General features: G+C 68.7%; 19 protein-coding genes. 13 read left to right on the top strand and 6 right to left on the bottom strand.

Going from position 1 to position 18,400, the window contains the following annotated elements; genetic code table 11:
* Positions 1 to 49: 49 nt before the first annotated feature.
* A complete protein-coding gene (locus ACTOQ1_RS36430; protein WP_440072525.1) occupies positions 50 to 583 on the top strand; it encodes a CGNR zinc finger domain-containing protein in 534 nt (177 codons plus the stop codon).
* Positions 584 to 606: 23 nt separating this feature from the next.
* On the opposite strand, the gene ACTOQ1_RS36425 is transcribed toward ACTOQ1_RS36430, so the two are convergent.
* Positions 607 to 1,560, bottom strand: a complete 954-nt coding sequence (locus ACTOQ1_RS36425; protein WP_440072524.1) for a LysR family transcriptional regulator — start codon at positions 1,558 to 1,560, stop codon at positions 607 to 609.
* An 88-nt stretch (positions 1,561 to 1,648) separates the two neighbouring features.
* Between ACTOQ1_RS36425 and ACTOQ1_RS36420 the strand changes: the two genes are divergently transcribed.
* Positions 1,649 to 2,776, top strand: coding sequence for a saccharopine dehydrogenase family protein (locus ACTOQ1_RS36420; RefSeq protein ID WP_440072523.1), 1,128 nt, complete (start codon positions 1,649 to 1,651; stop codon positions 2,774 to 2,776).
* A gap of 11 nt (positions 2,777 to 2,787) precedes the next feature.
* Positions 2,788 to 3,618 carry a class I SAM-dependent methyltransferase gene (locus ACTOQ1_RS36415; protein WP_440072522.1) on the top strand — a complete coding sequence of 277 codons (831 nt, stop codon included), beginning with the start codon at positions 2,788 to 2,790 and terminating at the stop codon, positions 3,616 to 3,618.
* A gap of 163 nt (positions 3,619 to 3,781) precedes the next feature.
* On the opposite strand, the gene ACTOQ1_RS36410 is transcribed toward ACTOQ1_RS36415, so the two are convergent.
* Positions 3,782 to 4,585, bottom strand: a complete 804-nt coding sequence (locus ACTOQ1_RS36410) for a hypothetical protein (protein WP_440072521.1) — start codon at positions 4,583 to 4,585, stop codon at positions 3,782 to 3,784.
* 342 nt (positions 4,586 to 4,927) lie between these two features.
* Here ACTOQ1_RS36410 and ACTOQ1_RS36405 point away from each other — a divergent pair, with 342 nt between their 5' ends.
* The 6 genes from ACTOQ1_RS36405 (at position 4,928) to ACTOQ1_RS36380 (ending at position 9,788) form a co-directional block, all read left to right on the top strand.
* Positions 4,928 to 5,617 (top strand): lysostaphin resistance A-like protein, encoded by a 690-nt coding sequence (locus tag ACTOQ1_RS36405; protein WP_440072520.1) that lies wholly within the window; start codon positions 4,928 to 4,930, stop codon positions 5,615 to 5,617.
* 193 nt (positions 5,618 to 5,810) lie between these two features.
* Positions 5,811 to 5,948 (top strand): hypothetical protein, encoded by a 138-nt coding sequence (locus ACTOQ1_RS36400; protein WP_440072519.1) that lies wholly within the window; start codon positions 5,811 to 5,813, stop codon positions 5,946 to 5,948.
* A gap of 88 nt (positions 5,949 to 6,036) precedes the next feature.
* Positions 6,037 to 6,513 (top strand): anthrone oxygenase family protein, encoded by a 477-nt coding sequence (locus ACTOQ1_RS36395; RefSeq protein WP_440072518.1) that lies wholly within the window; start codon positions 6,037 to 6,039, stop codon positions 6,511 to 6,513.
* Between the two features lie 98 nt (positions 6,514 to 6,611).
* Entirely contained in the window at positions 6,612 to 7,601 is a 990-nt protein-coding gene (locus ACTOQ1_RS36390; RefSeq protein ID WP_440072517.1) for an alpha/beta fold hydrolase, read from the top strand.
* A gap of 844 nt (positions 7,602 to 8,445) precedes the next feature.
* Positions 8,446 to 8,871 carry a cellulose binding domain-containing protein gene (locus ACTOQ1_RS36385; protein ID WP_440072516.1) on the top strand — a complete coding sequence of 142 codons (426 nt, stop codon included), beginning with the start codon at positions 8,446 to 8,448 and terminating at the stop codon, positions 8,869 to 8,871.
* A 626-nt stretch (positions 8,872 to 9,497) separates the two neighbouring features.
* Entirely contained in the window at positions 9,498 to 9,788 is a 291-nt protein-coding gene (locus ACTOQ1_RS36380; RefSeq protein ID WP_440072515.1) for a hypothetical protein, read from the top strand.
* Between the two features lie 494 nt (positions 9,789 to 10,282).
* Here ACTOQ1_RS36380 and ACTOQ1_RS36375 read toward each other — a convergent pair whose 3' ends face one another.
* Entirely contained in the window at positions 10,283 to 10,747 is a 465-nt protein-coding gene (locus ACTOQ1_RS36375; RefSeq protein WP_440072514.1) for a MarR family winged helix-turn-helix transcriptional regulator, read from the bottom strand.
* On the opposite strand from ACTOQ1_RS36375, the gene ACTOQ1_RS36370 reads away from it, so the two are divergent.
* Entirely contained in the window at positions 10,727 to 11,542 is an 816-nt protein-coding gene (locus ACTOQ1_RS36370; protein WP_440072513.1) for an NADP-dependent oxidoreductase, read from the top strand. The two genes, ACTOQ1_RS36375 and ACTOQ1_RS36370, sit on opposite strands and share 21 nt — an antisense overlap.
* A 357-nt stretch (positions 11,543 to 11,899) precedes the next feature.
* Here ACTOQ1_RS36370 and ACTOQ1_RS36365 read toward each other — a convergent pair whose 3' ends face one another.
* Entirely contained in the window at positions 11,900 to 12,508 is a 609-nt protein-coding gene (locus ACTOQ1_RS36365; protein WP_440072512.1) for a TetR/AcrR family transcriptional regulator, read from the bottom strand.
* Positions 12,509 to 12,586: 78 nt separating this feature from the next.
* Here ACTOQ1_RS36365 and ACTOQ1_RS36360 point away from each other — a divergent pair, with 78 nt between their 5' ends.
* The 3 genes from ACTOQ1_RS36360 to ACTOQ1_RS36350 all read left to right on the top strand — a co-directional run bounded on the left by ACTOQ1_RS36360 (position 12,587) and on the right by ACTOQ1_RS36350 (position 15,145).
* Complete coding sequence (locus tag ACTOQ1_RS36360) at positions 12,587 to 13,228, top strand: hemerythrin domain-containing protein (RefSeq protein WP_440072511.1); 642 nt, start codon at positions 12,587 to 12,589, stop codon at positions 13,226 to 13,228.
* Complete coding sequence (locus ACTOQ1_RS36355; protein WP_440072509.1) at positions 13,225 to 13,911, top strand: SDR family oxidoreductase; 687 nt, start codon at positions 13,225 to 13,227, stop codon at positions 13,909 to 13,911. Before ACTOQ1_RS36360 ends, ACTOQ1_RS36355 begins: the two co-directional genes overlap by 4 nt.
* A gap of 472 nt (positions 13,912 to 14,383) precedes the next feature.
* The gene (locus ACTOQ1_RS36350) at positions 14,384 to 15,145 is read left to right on the top strand and encodes a transposase (RefSeq protein ID WP_440072508.1); all 762 of its coding nucleotides are present in this window, start codon (positions 14,384 to 14,386) and stop codon (positions 15,143 to 15,145) included.
* 22 nt (positions 15,146 to 15,167) lie between these two features.
* Here ACTOQ1_RS36350 and ACTOQ1_RS36345 read toward each other — a convergent pair whose 3' ends face one another.
* The gene (locus tag ACTOQ1_RS36345) at positions 15,168 to 15,263 is read right to left on the bottom strand and encodes a hypothetical protein (protein ID WP_440072557.1); all 96 of its coding nucleotides are present in this window, start codon (positions 15,261 to 15,263) and stop codon (positions 15,168 to 15,170) included.
* Positions 15,264 to 16,125: 862 nt separating this feature from the next.
* Complete coding sequence (locus ACTOQ1_RS36340; RefSeq protein ID WP_440072507.1) at positions 16,126 to 18,342, bottom strand: hypothetical protein; 2,217 nt, start codon at positions 18,340 to 18,342, stop codon at positions 16,126 to 16,128.
* Between the last annotated feature and the right edge of the window lie 58 nt (positions 18,343 to 18,400).

Here is an 18,400-nt window from a genome sequence, read left to right as displayed (position 1 = left end):
AGAAGGTGTTACTGGTCAAGTGGAAATAGCCTGTAACGTGACCCGGCAGGTGCCATTGATCACCGAACTGGTCAATCTGGCGACCTCTCAGCGGCGAGGCGGCGTCGTCACACCGTGCCCTCGCGGCGATGACCTGGTGGCCGCGTTCGCCGCCACCGCCGGAGACCGCGTCGCGACCGCGCTCCGAGACGACTCCGACGCCGGGGAACGCCTCGCCGAGCTGGCCGGGGAACTGAGGGAGGCGCTGCTGGCGGAGCGGGCGGCGGACCAGGCCGCGCTCATCAACGCCATGATCCGCAGGTACGGCGCGCAGCCGTACCTGGTGGAGGACGTCGGTCAGCCCTTCCACCTGCACTTCCACGGGCAGGGCGGCACCTACGTGGAGGCGATGGGCGGTGAGTTCGCCACCGCCCTGGCGCTGATCGTGGACGGCTACGGGGCCGGGCGCTTCGGACGGTGCTCGGCCGATCGGTGCGACGCCGTCTACGTCGACCTCACGCGCAACGGATCGCGCCGGTACTGTGGCCCCGCCTGCACCGCCCGGGCCAAGAGCGCCGCGTACCGCGGCCGGCTGCGAGGCTGAGAGATCCGCCCCCGCCCGGCGGATCAGGCCAGGACCTGCTCCCGGCTCACGCGGACGATCACGTCCAGCAGGGCGGTCACGGCCGGGAGGCGGAAAGGCGGTGCCAAGGAGGCCGCGTACAGCCGGCGGGAGGGGAGCGAGGGAACGGTCGGCCTCCTCACCACCCCCGGATGTACGGCGCCCCGCACCAGCGTGGGCACGAGCATGACGCCGGATCCGCCCGCGACCAGGGCTTGCCTGCCGTTCCAGTCCTCGCAGAAGAACCCGATCCGAGGGGGGCGGCCCAGGGCTTCGGCGAGCTGCGGGAGCGGGCCGAGGCAGTCGGGGTAACCGCCTTCGATCCACACCTCATCACACAGATCGGACAGCGGCACCTGGCTGAGCCGGGCCAGCCGATGGTCGGCGGGCAAGGCGACCTGGAACTCCTCATCCAGCAACGGCAGCAGATCGACTCCGGCGAGATCGGCGGGATCGAGGGGCTCGGCCGACGAGTCGCGCTTGGCCGCCGGCGGATCCGCGTACAGGTTCCAGTCGGTGACCAGGGTGAGGTCGATCCGGGCCTCCTTGATCGCGGCCATCGGCCCCGCGGCGTCCTCCCGCATCAGGCTCAGCCGCACTCCGGGGTGGGATCGGCTGAAACGCCTGATGACCTCCGGCATCAGCCAGGTGTTCGCGCTGGAGAACGCCGACAGGCGCAGATGCCCGGTCTCGGCGCCGGTGAAGGCGTTCACCCGCATCTCCAGAGCCCGCAGGCGCGCCAGGACGTCCCGCGCCTGCTTGACGACCATCTCACCGGCCGCCGTCGCCTCGACGCCGCGCGCGGTGCGCCGGAAGAGCGACACGCCGAGCCTGCGCTCCAGACCGCCGATCTGCCGTGACACGGCCGGCTGGGTCATCGACAGGGCTTCGGCCGCCGCCGAGAAGGAACCGCGCTCCTCCACCTCGACCATCACCTGCAACGTCCAGGGATCAAGCATGTGCGAGCCACTCCCTCCGATCGGCCTGCCATGCGGGCCACGCATGTCCCCCATAAGACATCCGCAGTGGTGTGCATATCACTCTCACGTGATCCTGGGAACCTCAGCGCTTCCCGACACCGAACTGCGAGGGCACAGCATGCGCACAAGCGCCGACGAGTACCGGGAGTGGCCCGGCGCGGGCAAGTCGATCGTCGTCATCGGCGGGTACGGAGCGGTCGGCGGCGCGACCGCGCGACAACTCGGCCTGTGGTTCCCCGGCCGGACCGTGGCGGCCGGGCGCGATCCGACGAAGGCGCGGGCCCTGGCGCGATCCACCGGCGCCGCGGTCAGAGCGGAAGGCGTCGACGTCGGCGATCCCGCCGATGTGGATCGACTGCTCGACGAGGCGGCCGTGGTCGTGATGTGCGTCGAGCGCGCCAATGCGGCACTGGCCGAGGCGTGTCTGCGGCGGGGGGTGCACTACGTCGACGTCAGCGCGTCCACCTCGGTGATCCGGGAGATCGAGTCGCTGGACAAGCTCGCGGTGCGAAACCGGGCGACGGCCGTTCTCAGCGTCGGCGTGGCCCCGGGGCTGACCAACCTGCTGGCCCGTCACTGTCTCGAACGCCTCCCGTCGGGAAACAGGGTCGACATCAGCCTCCTGCTGGGCCAGGGCGGCGACCACGGCGCGGACTCGGTGCGATGGATCGTCGCCGGCCTCACCCGCCCGGACGGACGGCGGCCCGGTGCCCGGCGAGCACGCGTCCGGCTTCCCGGCTGGGGGACGCGGACCGTCCACCCGTTCCCCTTCTCCGACCAGCAGACGATCGGTGAATCGTCGCGGATCACGGCCACCACGCGGATCTGCTTCGACTCGGCCCTCGTCACCTCGGTCCTCTTCGGGCTCGCGGCCATCGGATTCTTCACCCTGGTGGGTCGGTTGCGTGCCGAATCGCCACTCGCGTCAGCGCTCTCCCGGTGGCACCGCGGGTCCGACCGCTTCGTCGTCCACGTGAGGGCGTCGGACGCCGGGGGGAACGCGGTGTCGAGCACCGTCACGGGCCGCGACTCCTGCCAGATCACCGGTGCCGTGGCGGCCCTGGTGGCTCGCGACCTGTTCACCACCTCGCTTCCCGCCGGAGTCCTGCACATCGACGCGCTTCAGCCCTCCCGGCCTCTTCTCGAGGAGTTGCGCGAGCACCTGACGACCGTCGATCACAGCACCCAGAACTGATTAGGAGACCCATGTCCCTCCCGAACGCCGCACAGGCGAATTCATGGAACGGGCCCGAAGGAACCCACTGGGCCGAGAGCACGGACCGCACCACGGGCCGCAACACCGCCTTGCATCGGCTGTTGTTCGCGGCCGCGGCGATAGAGGAAACGGACAAGGTCCTGGACATCGGATGCGGCGCGGGCGAGACGACCATCCTGGCAGCTCGTCAGGCGTCCCGCGGACATGCCGTGGGTCTCGACCTCTCCCGGCCGATGCTGGAACGGGCCCGCGCCGACCAGGCCCGAACCGGGCTCGCCAACCTCCGGTTCGAGGAAGGGGACGCCCAGGTCCATCCCTTGGGCGACGGCGAGTTCGACGTGGCCATCAGCCAGTTCGGAATCATGTTCTTCGCCGACCCCGTGGCCGCCTTCGCCAATATCGGCCGCGCCCTGAAACCCGCGGGCCGCCTCGTCTTCGTGTGCCCCCGGCAGATGACCCGATGCGAGTGGTACACCATTCCGATCTCCGCCCTGACCGGACCTCCCGAGCCACCCACGAACGCGTACGAACCTGGGATGTTCTCGCTCGCCGACCGGGGGAGGATAGAAGACGTGCTCGGCGGGGCGGGCTTCGGGTCCGTCACGACGACCGCCGTCGAGGCTCCCCTGTTCTTCGGCCAGGACGCCGCGAGCGCCGCCGGCTTCTTCCTCGGCACCGGCCCCGTTCGCGCGATTCTCGACGACGCGGTCATGACGGCCGACGCCGCCCGAACCGTTCTGGAGGATGCGCTGCGGCCTTACGCGGGTCCTGAAGGCGTCCGCCTGGGCGGAGAGCTTTGGGTGGTCACCGCCCGGCGGTGACCGGTCGAGGCCGCGCCGGAGGCCGCTCCTGCCGCCGCGTGGAAAGGTTCTCGCCGGCGGATCCACCTGACCGCGGTACGGGGACAGGCCCGAACGAGGCGGTGGCCACCACCTCGCCCGTACGGTCACCCGGTCGCCACGGACAACGCGACTGCTCGTCGGCTCATGCCTCCGACGTGGTCCGGGCGGCCGGTTGGTGGCGCGGGGCGGCGAGGTCGTGGGCGGAGCGGGCCAGCCAGATCATCATCAGGACGCCCGAGACCGCACCGAGAGCCTCGGCGGCGCTTTCCTCCTCCGGGAACGGCAATGCCACCAGCACCAGAAAGACGGGCACCACCAGGGCGGCGATACCGTATGCGACGGTCGCCGTCTCCCAGCGGTCGTCGTCCCACTGGGCCCGCAGGATCAGCACTGCCCAGGCCAGGCCGGCCAGGCCGCAGATCAGCTCCACCTCATCCGGGACGGGCCGGCCGACGAGGTCGAGCACGCCGATGACGGTGAAACCGCCGTACCCCAGCACCCCCGCGCCCCCCGTGTACTGCCGGTCGCGGCCCAGCACCCGCATGAACAGCAGCACGACCACCCACATCGCCGCAGAGACGATCACCGTCGCGTCTGCCCAGATCCACGACTCGGTGCCGTAAAGCAGCCACGTCGTGGCCGTCGCGACGTAGAGCGCCACCCGCAACCGCAGGGTGTTCCGGTCCTGCTGGGGCTGCGGCCCCGCCGGCGGCCCGCGCAGGATCTGCCAGATCCCCCATGCCCAGGACAGCCCGGCCAGGACCAGGAGGAGCAGGTTCTGCCCTGTCACCGCGACACCTTCGGTCACGGTCGCGAACAGCGTCAGCCACCACAACGGGCGGAGGTCGCCGGAGACCAGGGCGACGACGACGGCGACCGTCAGCGCGGCGCCGTACAGACCGGTGACGAGCAGGGCGGGCAGGGCCGAGCGGTGACGACGTGACACGGGACGCTTCCTGGGGATTCGGAGGGGATGGGAGCGAACGCCTCACCCTACAATCGATCATGAGGAATGGCGCCAGGTGGCGTGCGCCCGCGGGCGCGTTCGAACGCCACGCCGAGGTGTTCACGAGAGGAAGACGGCCGCGGCGGTCGTCGGCGGGATGCGCGGGACTTCGCTGTCCACGAGTGACTTTCCGGAAGAAAATAGCGCATTATGTCCGTTATTCTCCGCGTTTCGTGGCGCCACCAGTGACGCTGCGTCATACGTTCGGCCAGGAAATGTCATGACGAGGTCGTGACGTGGTCGCACTGCCCGCCGAGCACGGCGACTGCTGGAATCGACGGCATGACCTCCACTTTCCCAGCGCGCCCGGGCTGGCCCGAGATCGTGGTCGGCCTGCTCGCGATGGCGGCCGCCACGGCCGTGCTTCCGTTCTTCGGCCCGCTGGGGCTGGAGTTGGACGCGGTGGTGTACGGGCTGACCCTGGCCGCCTGGTCGGGCATCGTCTGCCTCGTCGGCTTCGCCGCGGCCGCGCTGATCCGCGTCCGCTCCTGGGGCGCCTTCGGCGTGCGCCGCACCACCTGGCGCTGGATGGGCATCGGCGCGGCCGCGGGCGTGATCGCGTTCGTGCTCAAAGGCGTGGTGAACTACGCCGTCATCGCCCTGACCGGGTTCGACGCCAATCCCCAGGGCCCGTACTACGACGCGGCCGGCGGCGGCGTGCTGCCCCTGATCCTGACCTTCGCCTTCCTGTCCGTCCTCACCCCCATCGGCGAGGAGTTCCTCTTCCGCGGTGTCGTCACCAACGCCCTGCTGCGCTACGGGCCCGTCGTCGGCGTCCTGTCCAGCTCGGCGATCTTCGCCCTCTTCCACGGCGTCAACCTCGCCATGACCACGGCGTTCGTGGTGGGCGTCATCGCCGCCGAGACGATGCGCCGCAGCGGGTCGATCTGGCCCGCGGTGGCCGTCCACGTCGTCCACAACATGGGCCTGCCGCTGTTCGTACTGATCACCGGAACCACCGGGCCCGGCTGATCGTCACGCCAAAGACCATGATCACGTGTCTCCGGCACCCCTTCTCGCTCCGATGTTCCTCGAGCCCCGACGCCCGCGGAGTTCAAGGCCGAGTCGAAGGGACGTCGGCGCTTCAGGAGGCACCCGGTCCGATTCGGCGTACCCGGCGCGAGCGTCCTCGAGCTCCTGGCGATTCCCCCGGCCCACGTCCGCCATGCTCGTCGCTTCCGGCACGCCGCGAGGGTGGGTCCTGCTGCGACAGGTGGTGGCGATCGTCCTCAGCGCGACCGTGACCACGACACTGCTCTGGGCCGTGCTCACGGCCGGGCCGCGCTTACTCCCGGTGTCGTAGAGAGACGGTCTCTCCTCCCGATGTCGTACGGGTGAAAGTCTCCCGCGGTGCGACGACCGGCGCCGGCGGGCGAGCGACGATTACGGCCATGAGAACCCCAGCCAGGTACGTCCACGGGGCCGCGCTGCTGGCCACCGGGCTGCTCGCCGGAGCCTTCGGGTACGGCGCGGCCAACGTGGTCCCCACCTTCGGGACCGTCCCGCTGGACGTGCGTCTGACCTTCCACACCGCGATGATGGAGGTCAACGAGCCGATCATGCAGAGTGCGATGGCGCTGGCGATCCTCACCTCGTTCGGCCTGGCCGTCGTCTGCCACGGCCTGCCACGGCGCCTGGCGCTCGGGGCCGGCGCCCTGACAGTGGCTTCGCTGCTGGTGACGGTCTTCGGCAACATCCCGCTGCACGCCCACATCAGGCGATGGGCCGCCGCCGCCTCCGCCCCGGCCGGTCACACCGAGATCCTGCAAAGGTGGGAGCTCTTCCACACGATCCGTACTCTGACCGCTTTATCTGCTTTTGCACTGGTAATCAGCATCGCCGTCCTCACCCGGCCCGAGACCCGTTGAAAGAGCTCGGCTCTCCGCGAGACGCCGCCGTCAACCCGAACCGGATACCCGAAGGATGTGAAGCCATGTGGAAACGAAGAGTCGTCAGGATCGTCAGTGTGACGCTCGCTGTTCTGATCGGGGTGCCGGCACTGGGAGTCGCCGGGCTCGTCCTCTGGGACGGCGACATCGACACCGATCCACGCCGGGCGATCCTCCGTGATGTCCGGATCGATCTGCGGACCGCCAGGACACGGCTCGGTCCGGTCGAGTACGACCTGCACGGCACGAAAGGCCCTGTGCTGCTGTCCGTCCACGCCGGGCTCGGTGGAGCCGACCAGGGACGGCTGTTCGCCGGTTGGCTGCAGAAGGACGGGTTCCGCATTCTCAGCCCCTCACGGCCCGGCTACCTCGGAACGCCGCTGGAGAGCGGCCGGACCAACGAGGAGCAGGCGGATCTGCTCGCGGCGCTGCTGGACGAGCTCGGCATCGACCGAGTCGGAGTCCTCGCGGTCTCGGCAGGAAGCCCGGTGGGCTACACCTTCGCCGCGCGCCATCCGGATCGGATCTGGGCACTGGTCTCCATCGGCGGAGTGAGCAAACAGCGGCCTGCCGGGACGGGCTCGCCACTGCGGAGAGCGTTCCTGGACACGGTGGGCCAGAAGCTGGCCCGGCTGACGGCGGAGGTCTCGTTCGAGACCATCGTCGCGGGGACGTTGAGCGAGACCAGCACCTACACCGACGTGCAACGGGCGGAGCGCGTCTCGCACATCATGAACACGCCACATGTGCGGGAGCTCTTCAAAGCGATGTTCGATACGACGTTCCCCTACCAGAAGCGCTGGGCGGGCACGGACAACGACGCGGTGCAAGCCCGACGTGGAAAGCCGCCTCTGGAGCGGATCCCGGCTCCGGCACTACTGATCCACGGCACACAAGACGGCGATGTGCCGTTCGACCACGGGAAGTTCGCAGCCGAGCGGATACCCGGCGCGAAACGGTACTGGATGGAACACGACGATCACCTGGGCTTCTGGCTCAGCCCGAAGGCGAGTCAGGCACAAGCCGCGGCGCGAGACTTCCTCCGGCAGCACGCGCCAGGCGAATGAGCACTCGTCCAGGACCGGGCGCCCCCCCACGTCGTCCCTCACCATTCCGGTGTGCCCGGACATACCGCTCTGGGCACGCCGACACGGACAAACGGGCAGCAATCCATGAGCACTGATCTCCGCGGGCGCGTTGGGACGGCATCGCCTCACCGGATCATGCGACATCTGCCCATGGCCGGACATCCGCATCCGTCCGGGTTCACGCCAGTCTGGCAGTGAGGGATCGCATGCCGATCGGGGCGGCGTCGCTTCAGCAGGAGGCTGACGGTCGCGAGCAGTATGTCGTGAACGTTTCTTTTCCGGCCCACGCAGCGATTTGATCTGTTCGCGGAGAGCCGGGTGGCCGCGATTCTCCCAGGCATGTCGACTGGCTGGGAGAACCGCGATGTAAGCGAGCGGGCCGTACGACACCCGTCGAAGGCGTTCGACCACCCAATCTGGTGTCTATGGGGGATGGGCATATTCAAGGCCAGTCCCCCGCCGTATTGTGACCACAGCACGAAAGCCGGCTGCGGACCGATCGTGGCGCGGAGTCAGTGAGGTGATCTCAATAAGCATTTCGTAGGTAGCGGTATTCGAAGACTCGGGCCGGCGACGGTGTGTCGCAGGGTCCGCCGGCGTTGGGTGAACAGCGCGAAGCCGCGTTCTCCGTGTCGACACGTTGATCGTGGGAGCCAAAAGCTCGCCGGCGGGTCCAGGAAATACTCGATGCGCTCGCTCGCGTGAGCTCAATGCCCTGCGCCGTGACATTCCTTTCTATTGACAACAGTCGATGCTGATCGTTGCGATCGGCTCCCCCTGATGCGTGCGGCCTGCCGCGCGCATTTCCTGACAGGAGAGGCCCATGACAGACCGGCGTGTCCCCCTGCGACGGCGCCTGACCGCGGGGCTGGTCGCCGTCCTGCTCGGTACGGTCGGCGCACTCACCATCGTGACCCCCGCCCGCGCCGCCGTCACCTGCACGTTGACGTTCAAGGCCAACGCCTGGCCGACCATCGACGGGCAGGTGAGGTGGCAGGTCGATGCGACGCTCACCAACGTCAGCGCGATGCCGTCGACCGACTGGAGGACGGCCATCCGCTTTCCCTCGGGCTCGGTCATTCCGCAGTACTGGAACGTGACGAAGGTGACGGAGTACCTGTGGACCCATGTGGAGTGGAACAAAGTCATCCGGCCGGGCCAGAGCGCATACTTCGGGTTCGAGGTCCGCACGCCCACCTGGGATGTCTCGCCTCTGCCCATACTCAAAAGGTGCGGTCTCACCTTCTGATGGCGGCGCATCCGACGGTTGCGGGCGAGACTCCGCCGGTCGCGACCGTCCTATGTGGAAAAAGGGCTCCGCCTCACGCGAGTGGCACTCCCGTCGGCCGTCGGACACTCCGAATTTTCGCCACCGTTTTGTGTCGACCCGCGAGGAGGGTGGCTGAAGGATGATGCAAGGCTCTTGGCCGAACGGGCGACAGGGGATGCGGTGGTGGCCTGAACGCTGGCGACGACGTGCGGCCGAATCCGACTCTTTCGCTGCCCCTTTGTCGGCGGCGGCGCGGAAACGGGGTATCCCCACTGCCCAGGTGAGCGGTTCCGAGGCCGAGGAACTGGCGATCGCGGTGGCGAAGAGCACCTACGAGAAAGGCGATGTGGCCGCGGTGGAGGAAATGCTGCGCCCGATCGACCAACGGCCAGGCCGACATGTGGCTCAAGCTGCCCGAACAAGACCGGTGGAGTTAAACGGAGATACGACGAGAAAGCCCGATTCCGCTATCTGGAGTCGGGCTTTCATCATTCGACTCGACCTCCGCCACAATGATCATGTGATCGACTACTACCGCGATTTCTTCGAGCGGCATCAGTGGCTGGAGGACGCACTCTCCTGGACCGTCGTGCAACCGCGTGTGGATGGTGACCTGGCACTTCAACGGGGGATACACGATCCTCCATGCGGCCGGCGGCGAGATCAGGGCGTGGATGCGCGACTTCATCTTCACCGAGCACAGGGTGGAGAACGGTGACCCGAGCATCCTGGCCGGCTTCCGTGCCATGCTCGACGCTCTCGACCCGGAGGACTACCGCGGCAAACGCGGTGCGGCGTTCGCCTTCATCGAGGCGGCCACCGGCATGTGCCTGGACAGCGAGTTGCCGGATGTGGAGGACGCCCCCGTCGTCATCCTCGACAACCCTGCCGCCTGACCAGTTGTCGGCCGGCCTCCTCGCCACGGTGGCAGCCGTCCACCCCGGAGACGTCCGCTGACCTTTCGCTGATTCCACCGACTTTTCGCTGATTCCACCCCCGGAACCCTCAACGGACACCACCCGCCCGGCCCTGAGCCAGGAGCAATCCCAGTCCTGGGCATGGACCTGCCGCTTCTACGCCTGTCATGCGTGCCGGTCCTTTGTGGCCCCGCCGGGCGACTTCGTCTACCACGCGGTCGCACCGCTCAACCTGTTCCCCCGTGAACGGATCGAAGCAGGGTTCGCTCGGGCACGAGCCGTGTGGTCGATCGCCGACGCCGGGCTCGTGGGTCGAGGGCGCGGCCGGCGTGCCGGATGCGCTGCCGGCGGATGTCCGGAAGCGGTCCGCGGCGACCTCCGACGCTGTAGACCCGGACGCCAGAATCCGCCGCTCGCGCCTGCTCGGATGATCCCGCGGCGCTCGTTGACCCGGCGACGGGGCCGGGGCGCGATCAGGCTCCGCCGCCAGTGGGGCTCTGGCGTGCGGCGCTCTTCCGGCGCGGCTTCGCCGACCGGGGCGGGATGGAGCGCATGTGATCGCGGACGACGGTGAGGACACGAGCGAGGCTGTCGATGTCCGCGCGCGCGAGCGGTTCGAGGAAGAGTCGCCGCAGGACGTCGATGTGACCGGGGAACACCCTGGCGAGCACGTCCCGTCCCGCCTCGGTGATGGTCACCGTCACGCCCCGGTCGTCCTGCGCGGACGGGCTGCGGGCGACGAGTCCGGCCTCCTCCGGCAGGCCCACCTGGTAGGTCAGGCCGCTGCGGCTGTACACGACCCCGTCTGCCAGCTCGGTCATGCGCTGGCTGCCGTCCGCCGTGTCCCCGAGTCTGGCCAAGAGCTGGAACTGGACGTAGCTGAGGTCGCCGGCGTCGCGCAGCTGCTGCTCCACCGTGTGGCGCAGCAGGCTGCTCACCTCGATCAGCGCGAAGTACGCGCCGAGTTCGGCGTCGCCGGAACGGTCGACGCGCTCGGTGACGGCGTCGATGCGGTGGCGGTCGGTGACGAGGTCGTCGGATTCCTCCCGATGATCGGTGACGGCGCAGCCGCTGAGTACGTCATCGCGCCCGCCGAGATCCTGGCGGCCGCACCTTCGAACGTGCCGCTCGCCGACGCGGCGGCCCTGCCACTGGCGGGCCTGACCGCATGGCAGGCGCTGTTCGAACTCGGTGAGCTCACCGCCGGGCAACGCGTGCTCATCACCGGCGCCGGAGGCGCTGTCGGTGCCTACGCGGTTCAGCTGGCGAAGAACGCCGGCGCGTACGTCATCGCCACGGCGAGCCCGCGCAGCGCGGACCGGGTCCGGGCCGCCGGTGCCGACGAGGTCCTCGACCACACCGCGACCGACGTGGTGGACGCGGTGACCCAGCCGGTCGACCTCTTGCTCAACCTCGCACCGATCGAGCCCTCGCAGCTCGCCGCCCAGGCCACTCTCGTGCGGTCCGGCGGGACCGTGGTCAACACCACGGTGTGGATGCAGGCGCCGAGCGACGAAGCACGCCATGTGCGCGGGCTCAACGTCTTCGTCCGGAGCGACGCCAAGCAGCTCGCCGGCCTCGTGGAGGCGATCGACCGAGGCGAACTTCACATCGACATCAGCCGCCGTATCCAGCTCAAGGACCTCCCGGCCTTCCATGCGGAAGTCGCCGCCGGTGCCGTGTCCGGCAAGGTCGTCGTCCTTGCGCATACCCTGCCCACTCCGCTCGGGTGAGGCTGTGGCCGAGCACGGCGCAGGCGTACCCAGCGGGGTAGGCCACGATGGCGGCGAAGTCCCACCGTGTGGTGGTGCGCCCCTCGCCGTCAACGGCCAGGACGACGCCGTCTGGTGAGAACGCCGGTCCGGCTGCCTTGTCGTCGCCGTCCAGGCGGGCACCGACGGCAGGAAAGGCGTGTGCCCCGGTCACGAGCTGATGACCGGGGCACACGCGGGCCTGGGCCAAGTGCCGCACTGCCCGTACGGCGGATTCAAGATCGTAAGGTATCCGTCCATCGCTTGTCCCGCGCCATGCTCCTCACCAACGTCGCGGAAGCCGCCGAACACCGCGCGCCGAAGCGGGCACGCGCGTTGTCAGCCGTAGAGAATGTGCCGCAGTGTCCGCGCCAGGTGCTCGGTGAGCTGCTCGGATGGCATGGAGGCGAGCGGTTCGGCACGGGCGATGTACCGGCTGAAGGTCACTCCGATCAGTTGCGAGCCCACGAGTGCCACGCGAGCGTCCAGGTCGGCTCCGGGGTCGCCCGACACGTCGGGCGAGAGCACCGAGCGGTAGACGCGGACACTCCGCTCCTGCATCGCGGCCAGGAGGCGGGTTGCCGTTTGCTCGTCGGTCGCGGCGCTACGCATGAGGGCGACGAGCGAGTCGTTGGCGGCGTCGGTCTCCATGCGCTGGACGAACCCGTGGGCGATCCGCTCGGGCAGCGTCGCCGGGTCCCCGGCCGCCACTTGTTCCAGGTCACGGTTGCCCGGCATCGCGGCGAGGAAAAGCCGTTCCTTGGAGACGAAGTGGCGCGAGATCAGGCCGTGGGTGACATCGGCCCGGCGCGCGACCTCCCTGAGAGTGGTGCGGGCGTAACCGCGCTCGGTGAAGGTGTGGCGGGCCGCCTCCAGGATGGCCGCTCGATGCCCCTCCGGGTCGCGGCGCCTGCGCCGTGGCTCCCCGGGTGATTCCTGCTCATTCATGGAGGCTCCCGCATGTCGTCACTGTACTACTGTGTCCTTAATGGCCAAGTGGCCATTAAGGACGACAAGGAGCCTGTCATGAGCATGAAACCGCCGGAGCCGGCGGCCGTCGCCGAGACCCGACTGCTGCACAAGATGCATCGGGCGGCGACCTCCCTGCTGGCCGACGCCGCACAGCGGGACAGCGCCCCGCTGCCCATGCTGGGCGAACTGCGCGACTTCCTGGTGGCGGCGCTGCGCCATCACCATGAGAGCGAGGACGACGAGCTGTGGCCGCAGTTGATCGCAGCCGACCCCGCGGCCGGCCCAGGCCTGACCGCACTCAACCGGGAACACGACGCCCTGGACTCCGGGCTGGACGCGCTCGCCGCCGCCCCCGTGCGCGACGATGCGGACCGGCCGGCACTGGCCGCGGCGGCGACCGCCGTGCGTGACCTGGTACACGAGCACCTCGATCACGAAGAGCCGGTGCTGTTCCCGGTGCTGGCGGCGCACATGTCCGATCTGGCCTGGGCCGCGTTCTCCCAGAAGGTGATCGCCTCGGCCCCGCCCGTGAACGCCCACCTCAACATCGGCTTCTTCGAGCAGGTGGGCACCCCCGCGGAACTCGCCGTGGTCACCGCGAACCTGCCGCAACCCGTGCTCCAACTCGTCCCGGTCATGCGCCAGCAGGCCCGAGCCACCCTGGACAGCCTTCGCGAAAGGACGGTCACCTCATGACCCGCACTGTCATCGTCGGCGGCACCGGCGGCCTGGGCAGCGTCATCGCCCAGCACTTCGCCGAACGCGGCGACGAGGTCGTCATCACCAGCAGGGACAAGGCACGGGCCGAGACCGTCGCCGCGCGGATCGGCCACGGCGCCCAAGGACTGGCCCTTGACCTCGCCCGGCCAGAGACGATCAGCACCTCCCTGGCCGGTGTGACGGACGTCGACAACCTCGTCATCACAGCGATCCCCGAGGGGGCGAACTCGCTGGCGCAGTTCAACATCACCCATGCCGTCACGGCTGTGACCGTGAAGCTCGTCGGATACGCCGAGACCGTCCGGGCATTGAGCGACCGGTTCAACCCCGGCGCCTCCGTCGTGCTCTTCGGCGGGCTCGCCAAGGAACGTCCATACCCCGGCTCGACCATCGTCACGACCTTCAACGCAGGAATCACCGGCCTCGTCAGAACCCTCGCGGTCGAGATCGCCCCGTACCGTGTCAACGCCCTGCACCCGGGGCTGATCGGCAACAGCCCAAAATGGCGCGATGTGCCCAACCCGCCGCATGCGGACCGGACGCCGATCGGACGCCTGGTCACGATGGCCGAGGTCGCCGACGCCACCGACTTCCTGCTCCGCAACACCGGCATCAACGCCCACGACCTGTACCTCGACGGTGGCCTGCTGGTGACCTGACCCGCACTGCGAGCAGGAGTGTCCGGAAGGTTTTGCCGACCTTTCCGGACCGGAATCGGGAATTCGGCCTTGGGCCATGGTCGACTGCCGGATGGTCGCGACCAAGCCTGAGGTGTGGGTCGTGTGTTGGAGTTGATCCCGGCTGGGAACATGTTCACGTTCCCAGCCGGGTAACGGCGCATGTTGTCCCCGCCGGAGACGTTCGATGACATTGACGCGCCGGTCAATCGGCGTTCACCGGTGCCCGGGACCGGGTCTGTCAGGTTAACGGCTCTGGCACGAATCCGGTGGTGGCAGAGCGTTGCCAAGAGAGCATGATCCGCTGTCGGAGTAGGGGGTTGGAAGCAGTTACTGGTTGAGCATGTATCAGGATGTGTGAGTGAACATGAAAGAGTGGGTTAAGGCGCAGGGGTGTCCACCCGATCATCGCTTACCGGTGGTTATCGGGAAGGCGCCCTGTCCGTGCCCGCTCGTGCCGTGGTCGCTGTATGGCCTGCGCCGGGCCTGGAACACCGCCAAGAACACCGTCGCGCCGTGGTGGGCCGAGAACTCCAAAGAGGCCTACACCACCGGCCTGGACGGGGTGGCACGGGCGCTGAGGAACTGGGCCGCCTCCCGCAGCGGCACCCGCAAGGGGCCGAAGATCGGACTTCCCCGATTCAAGTCCAAGCACCGCGCCGCTCCTTCGTGCCGGTTCACCACCGGCGCGATCCGGGTGGAGGCCGACCGCCACCACGTGACACTGCCCCGCCTGGGAACGATCCGCACGGGCGAGTCCACCCGGAAACTCGCCCGGCACCTGGAGCGCGGCACGGGGCGGATCCTGTCGGCCACCGTCCGCGGCGAGGGGGGCCGCTGGTTCGTCGCGTTCACCTGCGAGCTCGACCGCGCCGACCGCGCCCCGGCCAGGCCTGGCGCCGTCGTCGGCGTCGACCTGGGCGTCAAGGACCTCGCGGTGCTGTCCACCGGCGAGGTCGTCGCCAACCCCAAACATCACCGCTCGGCGCTCAAGCGGCTACGCCGGTTGAACAAGCAACTCGCCCGCCGAACCGGGCCACGCACCCCCGACGGCGCCAGGCCTGGCCGGGGCGCGGCCGACGTCGCCCAGAGTCGCGGGGAGACGCGAAACGCCCGTGGAGGAGCGGTAGGACCCGGCACCCGTGCCGGGCGCGCACCGGCGAAACGGGAACCCCGGAAACGGGGAACGCTCCGGCGCAAGCCGGAAGCTGCCTGAGAGCGCGCTCACCACAGCACACTCACAAGCAACGGAAGCCGGCTTGGCCGTACATCCGGCGTTTCAGGAGCTGGACCTTGGTGTTGGCGCCTTCCATGGGGCCGTTGCCGCAGGGCAGGGTCAGCCCGGCGATGACGGCTTGTTTGTCCTCTTCCAGAGACCTCGGGGCCGGCGTCGCGGAGCTCGTCGACGAGTTTGGTCACCGCGGGGTCGGACGGGTACCGGGCGAGGGTGGGTCGGAGCCCCATGACGACGTGGTGCCGGAACTCCACGGCGTCGGAGATCCCGTACGGCGTCGCGTCGGCGCGCGGCCCACGGGCCGGAGCAGGCCACCACCCGTCCCATGACCCGCACTTCAGATCACCGTGTCGCAACACCCGGCCCGGAGCCGGCATCGCCATGCCCAGCGACGCGAACTCCGGCCTCCACCAGCGCCCTGACATCACCCGGGCCTTCCCGGACCCCTGCTCCGCAGCTCCCAAACCAGGACGAACCCGATTCGGAAGCCCCTGAAACGACAAGATCCCGCCTGATCGCGATGATCAGACGGGATCCCGTCAACCTCAGTCCGGCCGTTTCGAGAACGGCCCCTGGTGGGGTGTTCACGAGTGGGTCTGACCTGTGATGGAACGGGCGCTTAAAGATCGCTTCCCGGAATGGGATGGATCGTTTCCCAGGATCAGCCGGTGCCGATCGTCGGCGAGAAGAGAAGAGGAAAAGGATCTTCGCTGCGCAGCCCGACCAACATGGGAGCACCAGGGGCGCCGCGCAGGCGACAGTACACATGATCATGGAGTTCTCGTGCCGGCGCCAGGCACGCATCGCGGTACCGCGATCGACGCCACCCATCCCCTCCGGAACCATCACCAACCAGCGTGAAGTCAGAAGTTCAACGACCGGCGATCAAGAGCGCGGCCCGTTTCTGCCGTATTCCGGAGGCATCCGTATGGAGACGATGGAGGGCCTCAGGAGGCCGCAAGTCACGGTGCGGCCGGGAACGCTCCGTAGTCGGCGGACCTGGTCGCGGTGATGGTCTCACCGTGCGCGACGCCTGTCGCGGTGACGGTGGCCACGCCTGCGGGGACGGAGGTCAGCCGCGTGTTGATCGACGCTCTCACGGTCTTGCCGGGGGCCACGTTCCTGAACGTCTTGTCGCCGTAGACGGTGGCGATCGCCACGTCCACCGGGAAGGTGTTGTCGTTCGTCGCCGCCACCGACAAGTGCACCTTCCCGCCGCGCGTGCGTGACGTGACCGCTGCCGTCACGTCGAGCGCCGTGACGTCCGCGAAGCGCACCGTGTACTCCAGTTCGGTGCCGAACGGCAGGAGCAGCATGTGCTGGCGCCGGGAGGCGTCCTTGAAGTACGTCTGCGTCTTCGGCACCACCCGAGCCGTCAGCGTCGCGTTCCACTCGATGACCATGTCCGTGCGACCACGCCGGACGCGCAGCCCCGTGCCCTCGCCCGTGACGTCGACACCCGGCGTCCACTCCGTCTCCACCGGACCGAGCAGCGTCAGACGATCGTCGCCGCGCAGCACGAGAGGCATGCGCTCCGTCGAGTGCTGGAGCGCGGTGACCTTGACGCGAAGGGCATCGGCCCGGAGATCGACGTCCTTCGTGAGTCGACCGTCCGGCGTCGTGTAGCGGATGCCGAGATGCTCGGCTGAGCTCACCTCGTCGAGCGCAAGTTCATCGTTTTGGGCCGGATCGCCCCGGAAGTATCGGGCGAGCAGGTTCCCATTGGAGTCGATGCTGGTGAACTGGGCGGAACGATGCGTGCCCCAGCACCCTTCCACGGAGTTGTTCGTACTGTAGAGCAGCATGCCGGCATCCGGGTGCCAGAGGAAACTCAGCCCGCTCTGGACCCGGGATGTGGCACGGATGCCGAACAGGCCCCCGAAGTAGTAGGGGCGCTTTCGGACGAAGAGGAACTGCTGCCCGCGCGGATCGGTCCGGAACTCCACGAAGCCGTCGGAGGTCAGGTAGGGCATGGTGCTGATCGCGGCATCCTTGTCAGCACGGGTGGGGAATTTCTCGGGGTAGGTGGAGAGGCGCACCACCTGCGGATCGACCTGGCCTGCCGGCGGCTGCGGCACCGGTTCGGTCGACGCCGCCCATTCCGCCCTCAGCGCCGCCTTGTCCTCCTGAGCCGTCGTGAAGGCCGCTGAGACGGGGATGCCGGGCGTCCACAGGGAGTTGATGTCCGCCTTGTAGCTGTCGTCCTTCACGTCATCGAGGATGTGGAGAGAGGTGCGCGATGACGTCGCGACGTTGCAGAACCAGCCGGCGCCGTCGGGTTCACGCACGAAGTTGTACCGGATCCACTCGTAGTACGTCTCCTGCATCCGCTTCACGACGGGCGAGCCGGTGGTCTCGTAGAGCGCCGCCAGGTCGGGCGTCATGACACCGAGCGAGTACCCCAGGTCGTTCCCGTTCTGCTCGTAGAAATAGCCGACGGGGCTCAGTCCGTCCCGGGCGAGCACGTCGATCCGCTCGTTGAGACGGGTGGCCAGGGTGGGATCGCCGAGCAACGGCAGTGCTTCCGCGATCCCCAGAAGGCCCCCTGCGACCTGATTGGTGTACGGGATCGGGTTCGACCAGACCAGCGGGTTGGCCGGGTCCAGGAACCAGTCCGCGGCCTTGCGGAGGGCAGTGATGATCTTGCTCTGGGTCTCGGGCAGTGCGCCGGTGCGTTGGAGCTCCACGAGCGTGACGGTGAGGAAGCCGAGCGCGAAGCCCGTCGCGGGTCGTGACAGCTCTCCGGCGGAGTACTCCGGCCAGCAGCCCTGCGGCTTCTGCAGCTTGAGGTAGTGGCCGATGGCGGCGTCCAGGCGCGCCAGCAGCGCGGGGTCACCGGTGTAGGGGTTCCAACTCCGGGTGTTCGCGTGGAACCACGACAGGGTGAAGACGTTCTCCTGCACCCGGGCGTTGAACGGTTCGGCCGGCGACCGCCAGAACCCGCCCCTCATGAACCCGTGCGTGTTCGGGTCCTCATCCTCCACCCCGTTCGCCAAGGGCGCGAGCACGGCCAGATACGGAGCCAGTCGTTGCTCGGCCGCGGCGAAGAGACCGCGGTCGGGGGCACCGGGTGGCAACGCGGTGACATCGGCCAGCGGACCGCCGATCTCGGATGTCGCGGCGAGCGCGGGCCTTGCCGTGTTCAGCGCCAGGGTGAACACCGCCGTTCCCGTGGCCATGCCGATGAGGGCCTGCCGGCGGGAGAGGGACAGACGAAACACTGAGGGAACGGACTGA

The organism is Streptosporangium sp. OZ121 (assembly GCF_051918885.1).
GTDB lineage: Bacteria > Actinomycetota > Actinomycetes > Streptosporangiales > Streptosporangiaceae > Streptosporangium.
The sequence above is the reverse complement of the archived record's forward strand: the minus strand, read 5'-3'. Positions and strand labels throughout refer to the sequence as shown.

Bases quoted from the DNA above. Each gene is read 5' to 3' on its own strand.
- ACTOQ1_RS36425 (WP_440072524.1), bottom strand. From the start codon at position 1,560: ATGCTTGATCCCTGGACGTTGCAGGTGATGGTCGAGGTGGAGGAGCGC.
- ACTOQ1_RS36415 (WP_440072522.1), top strand. From the start codon at position 2,788: ATGTCCCTCCCGAACGCCGCACAGGCGAATTCATGGAACGGGCCCGAA.
- ACTOQ1_RS36405 (WP_440072520.1), top strand. From the start codon at position 4,928: ATGACCTCCACTTTCCCAGCGCGCCCGGGCTGGCCCGAGATCGTGGTC.
- ACTOQ1_RS36400 (WP_440072519.1), top strand. From the start codon at position 5,811: ATGCTCGTCGCTTCCGGCACGCCGCGAGGGTGGGTCCTGCTGCGACAG.
- ACTOQ1_RS36395 (WP_440072518.1), top strand. From the start codon at position 6,037: ATGAGAACCCCAGCCAGGTACGTCCACGGGGCCGCGCTGCTGGCCACC.
- ACTOQ1_RS36385 (WP_440072516.1), top strand. From the start codon at position 8,446: ATGACAGACCGGCGTGTCCCCCTGCGACGGCGCCTGACCGCGGGGCTG.
- ACTOQ1_RS36380 (WP_440072515.1), top strand. From the start codon at position 9,498: ATGGTGACCTGGCACTTCAACGGGGGATACACGATCCTCCATGCGGCC.
- ACTOQ1_RS36365 (WP_440072512.1), bottom strand. From the start codon at position 12,508: ATGAATGAGCAGGAATCACCCGGGGAGCCACGGCGCAGGCGCCGCGAC.
- ACTOQ1_RS36360 (WP_440072511.1), top strand. From the start codon at position 12,587: ATGAGCATGAAACCGCCGGAGCCGGCGGCCGTCGCCGAGACCCGACTG.
- ACTOQ1_RS36355 (WP_440072509.1), top strand. From the start codon at position 13,225: ATGACCCGCACTGTCATCGTCGGCGGCACCGGCGGCCTGGGCAGCGTC.
- ACTOQ1_RS36340 (WP_440072507.1), bottom strand. From the start codon at position 18,342: ATGGCCACGGGAACGGCGGTGTTCACCCTGGCGCTGAACACGGCAAGG.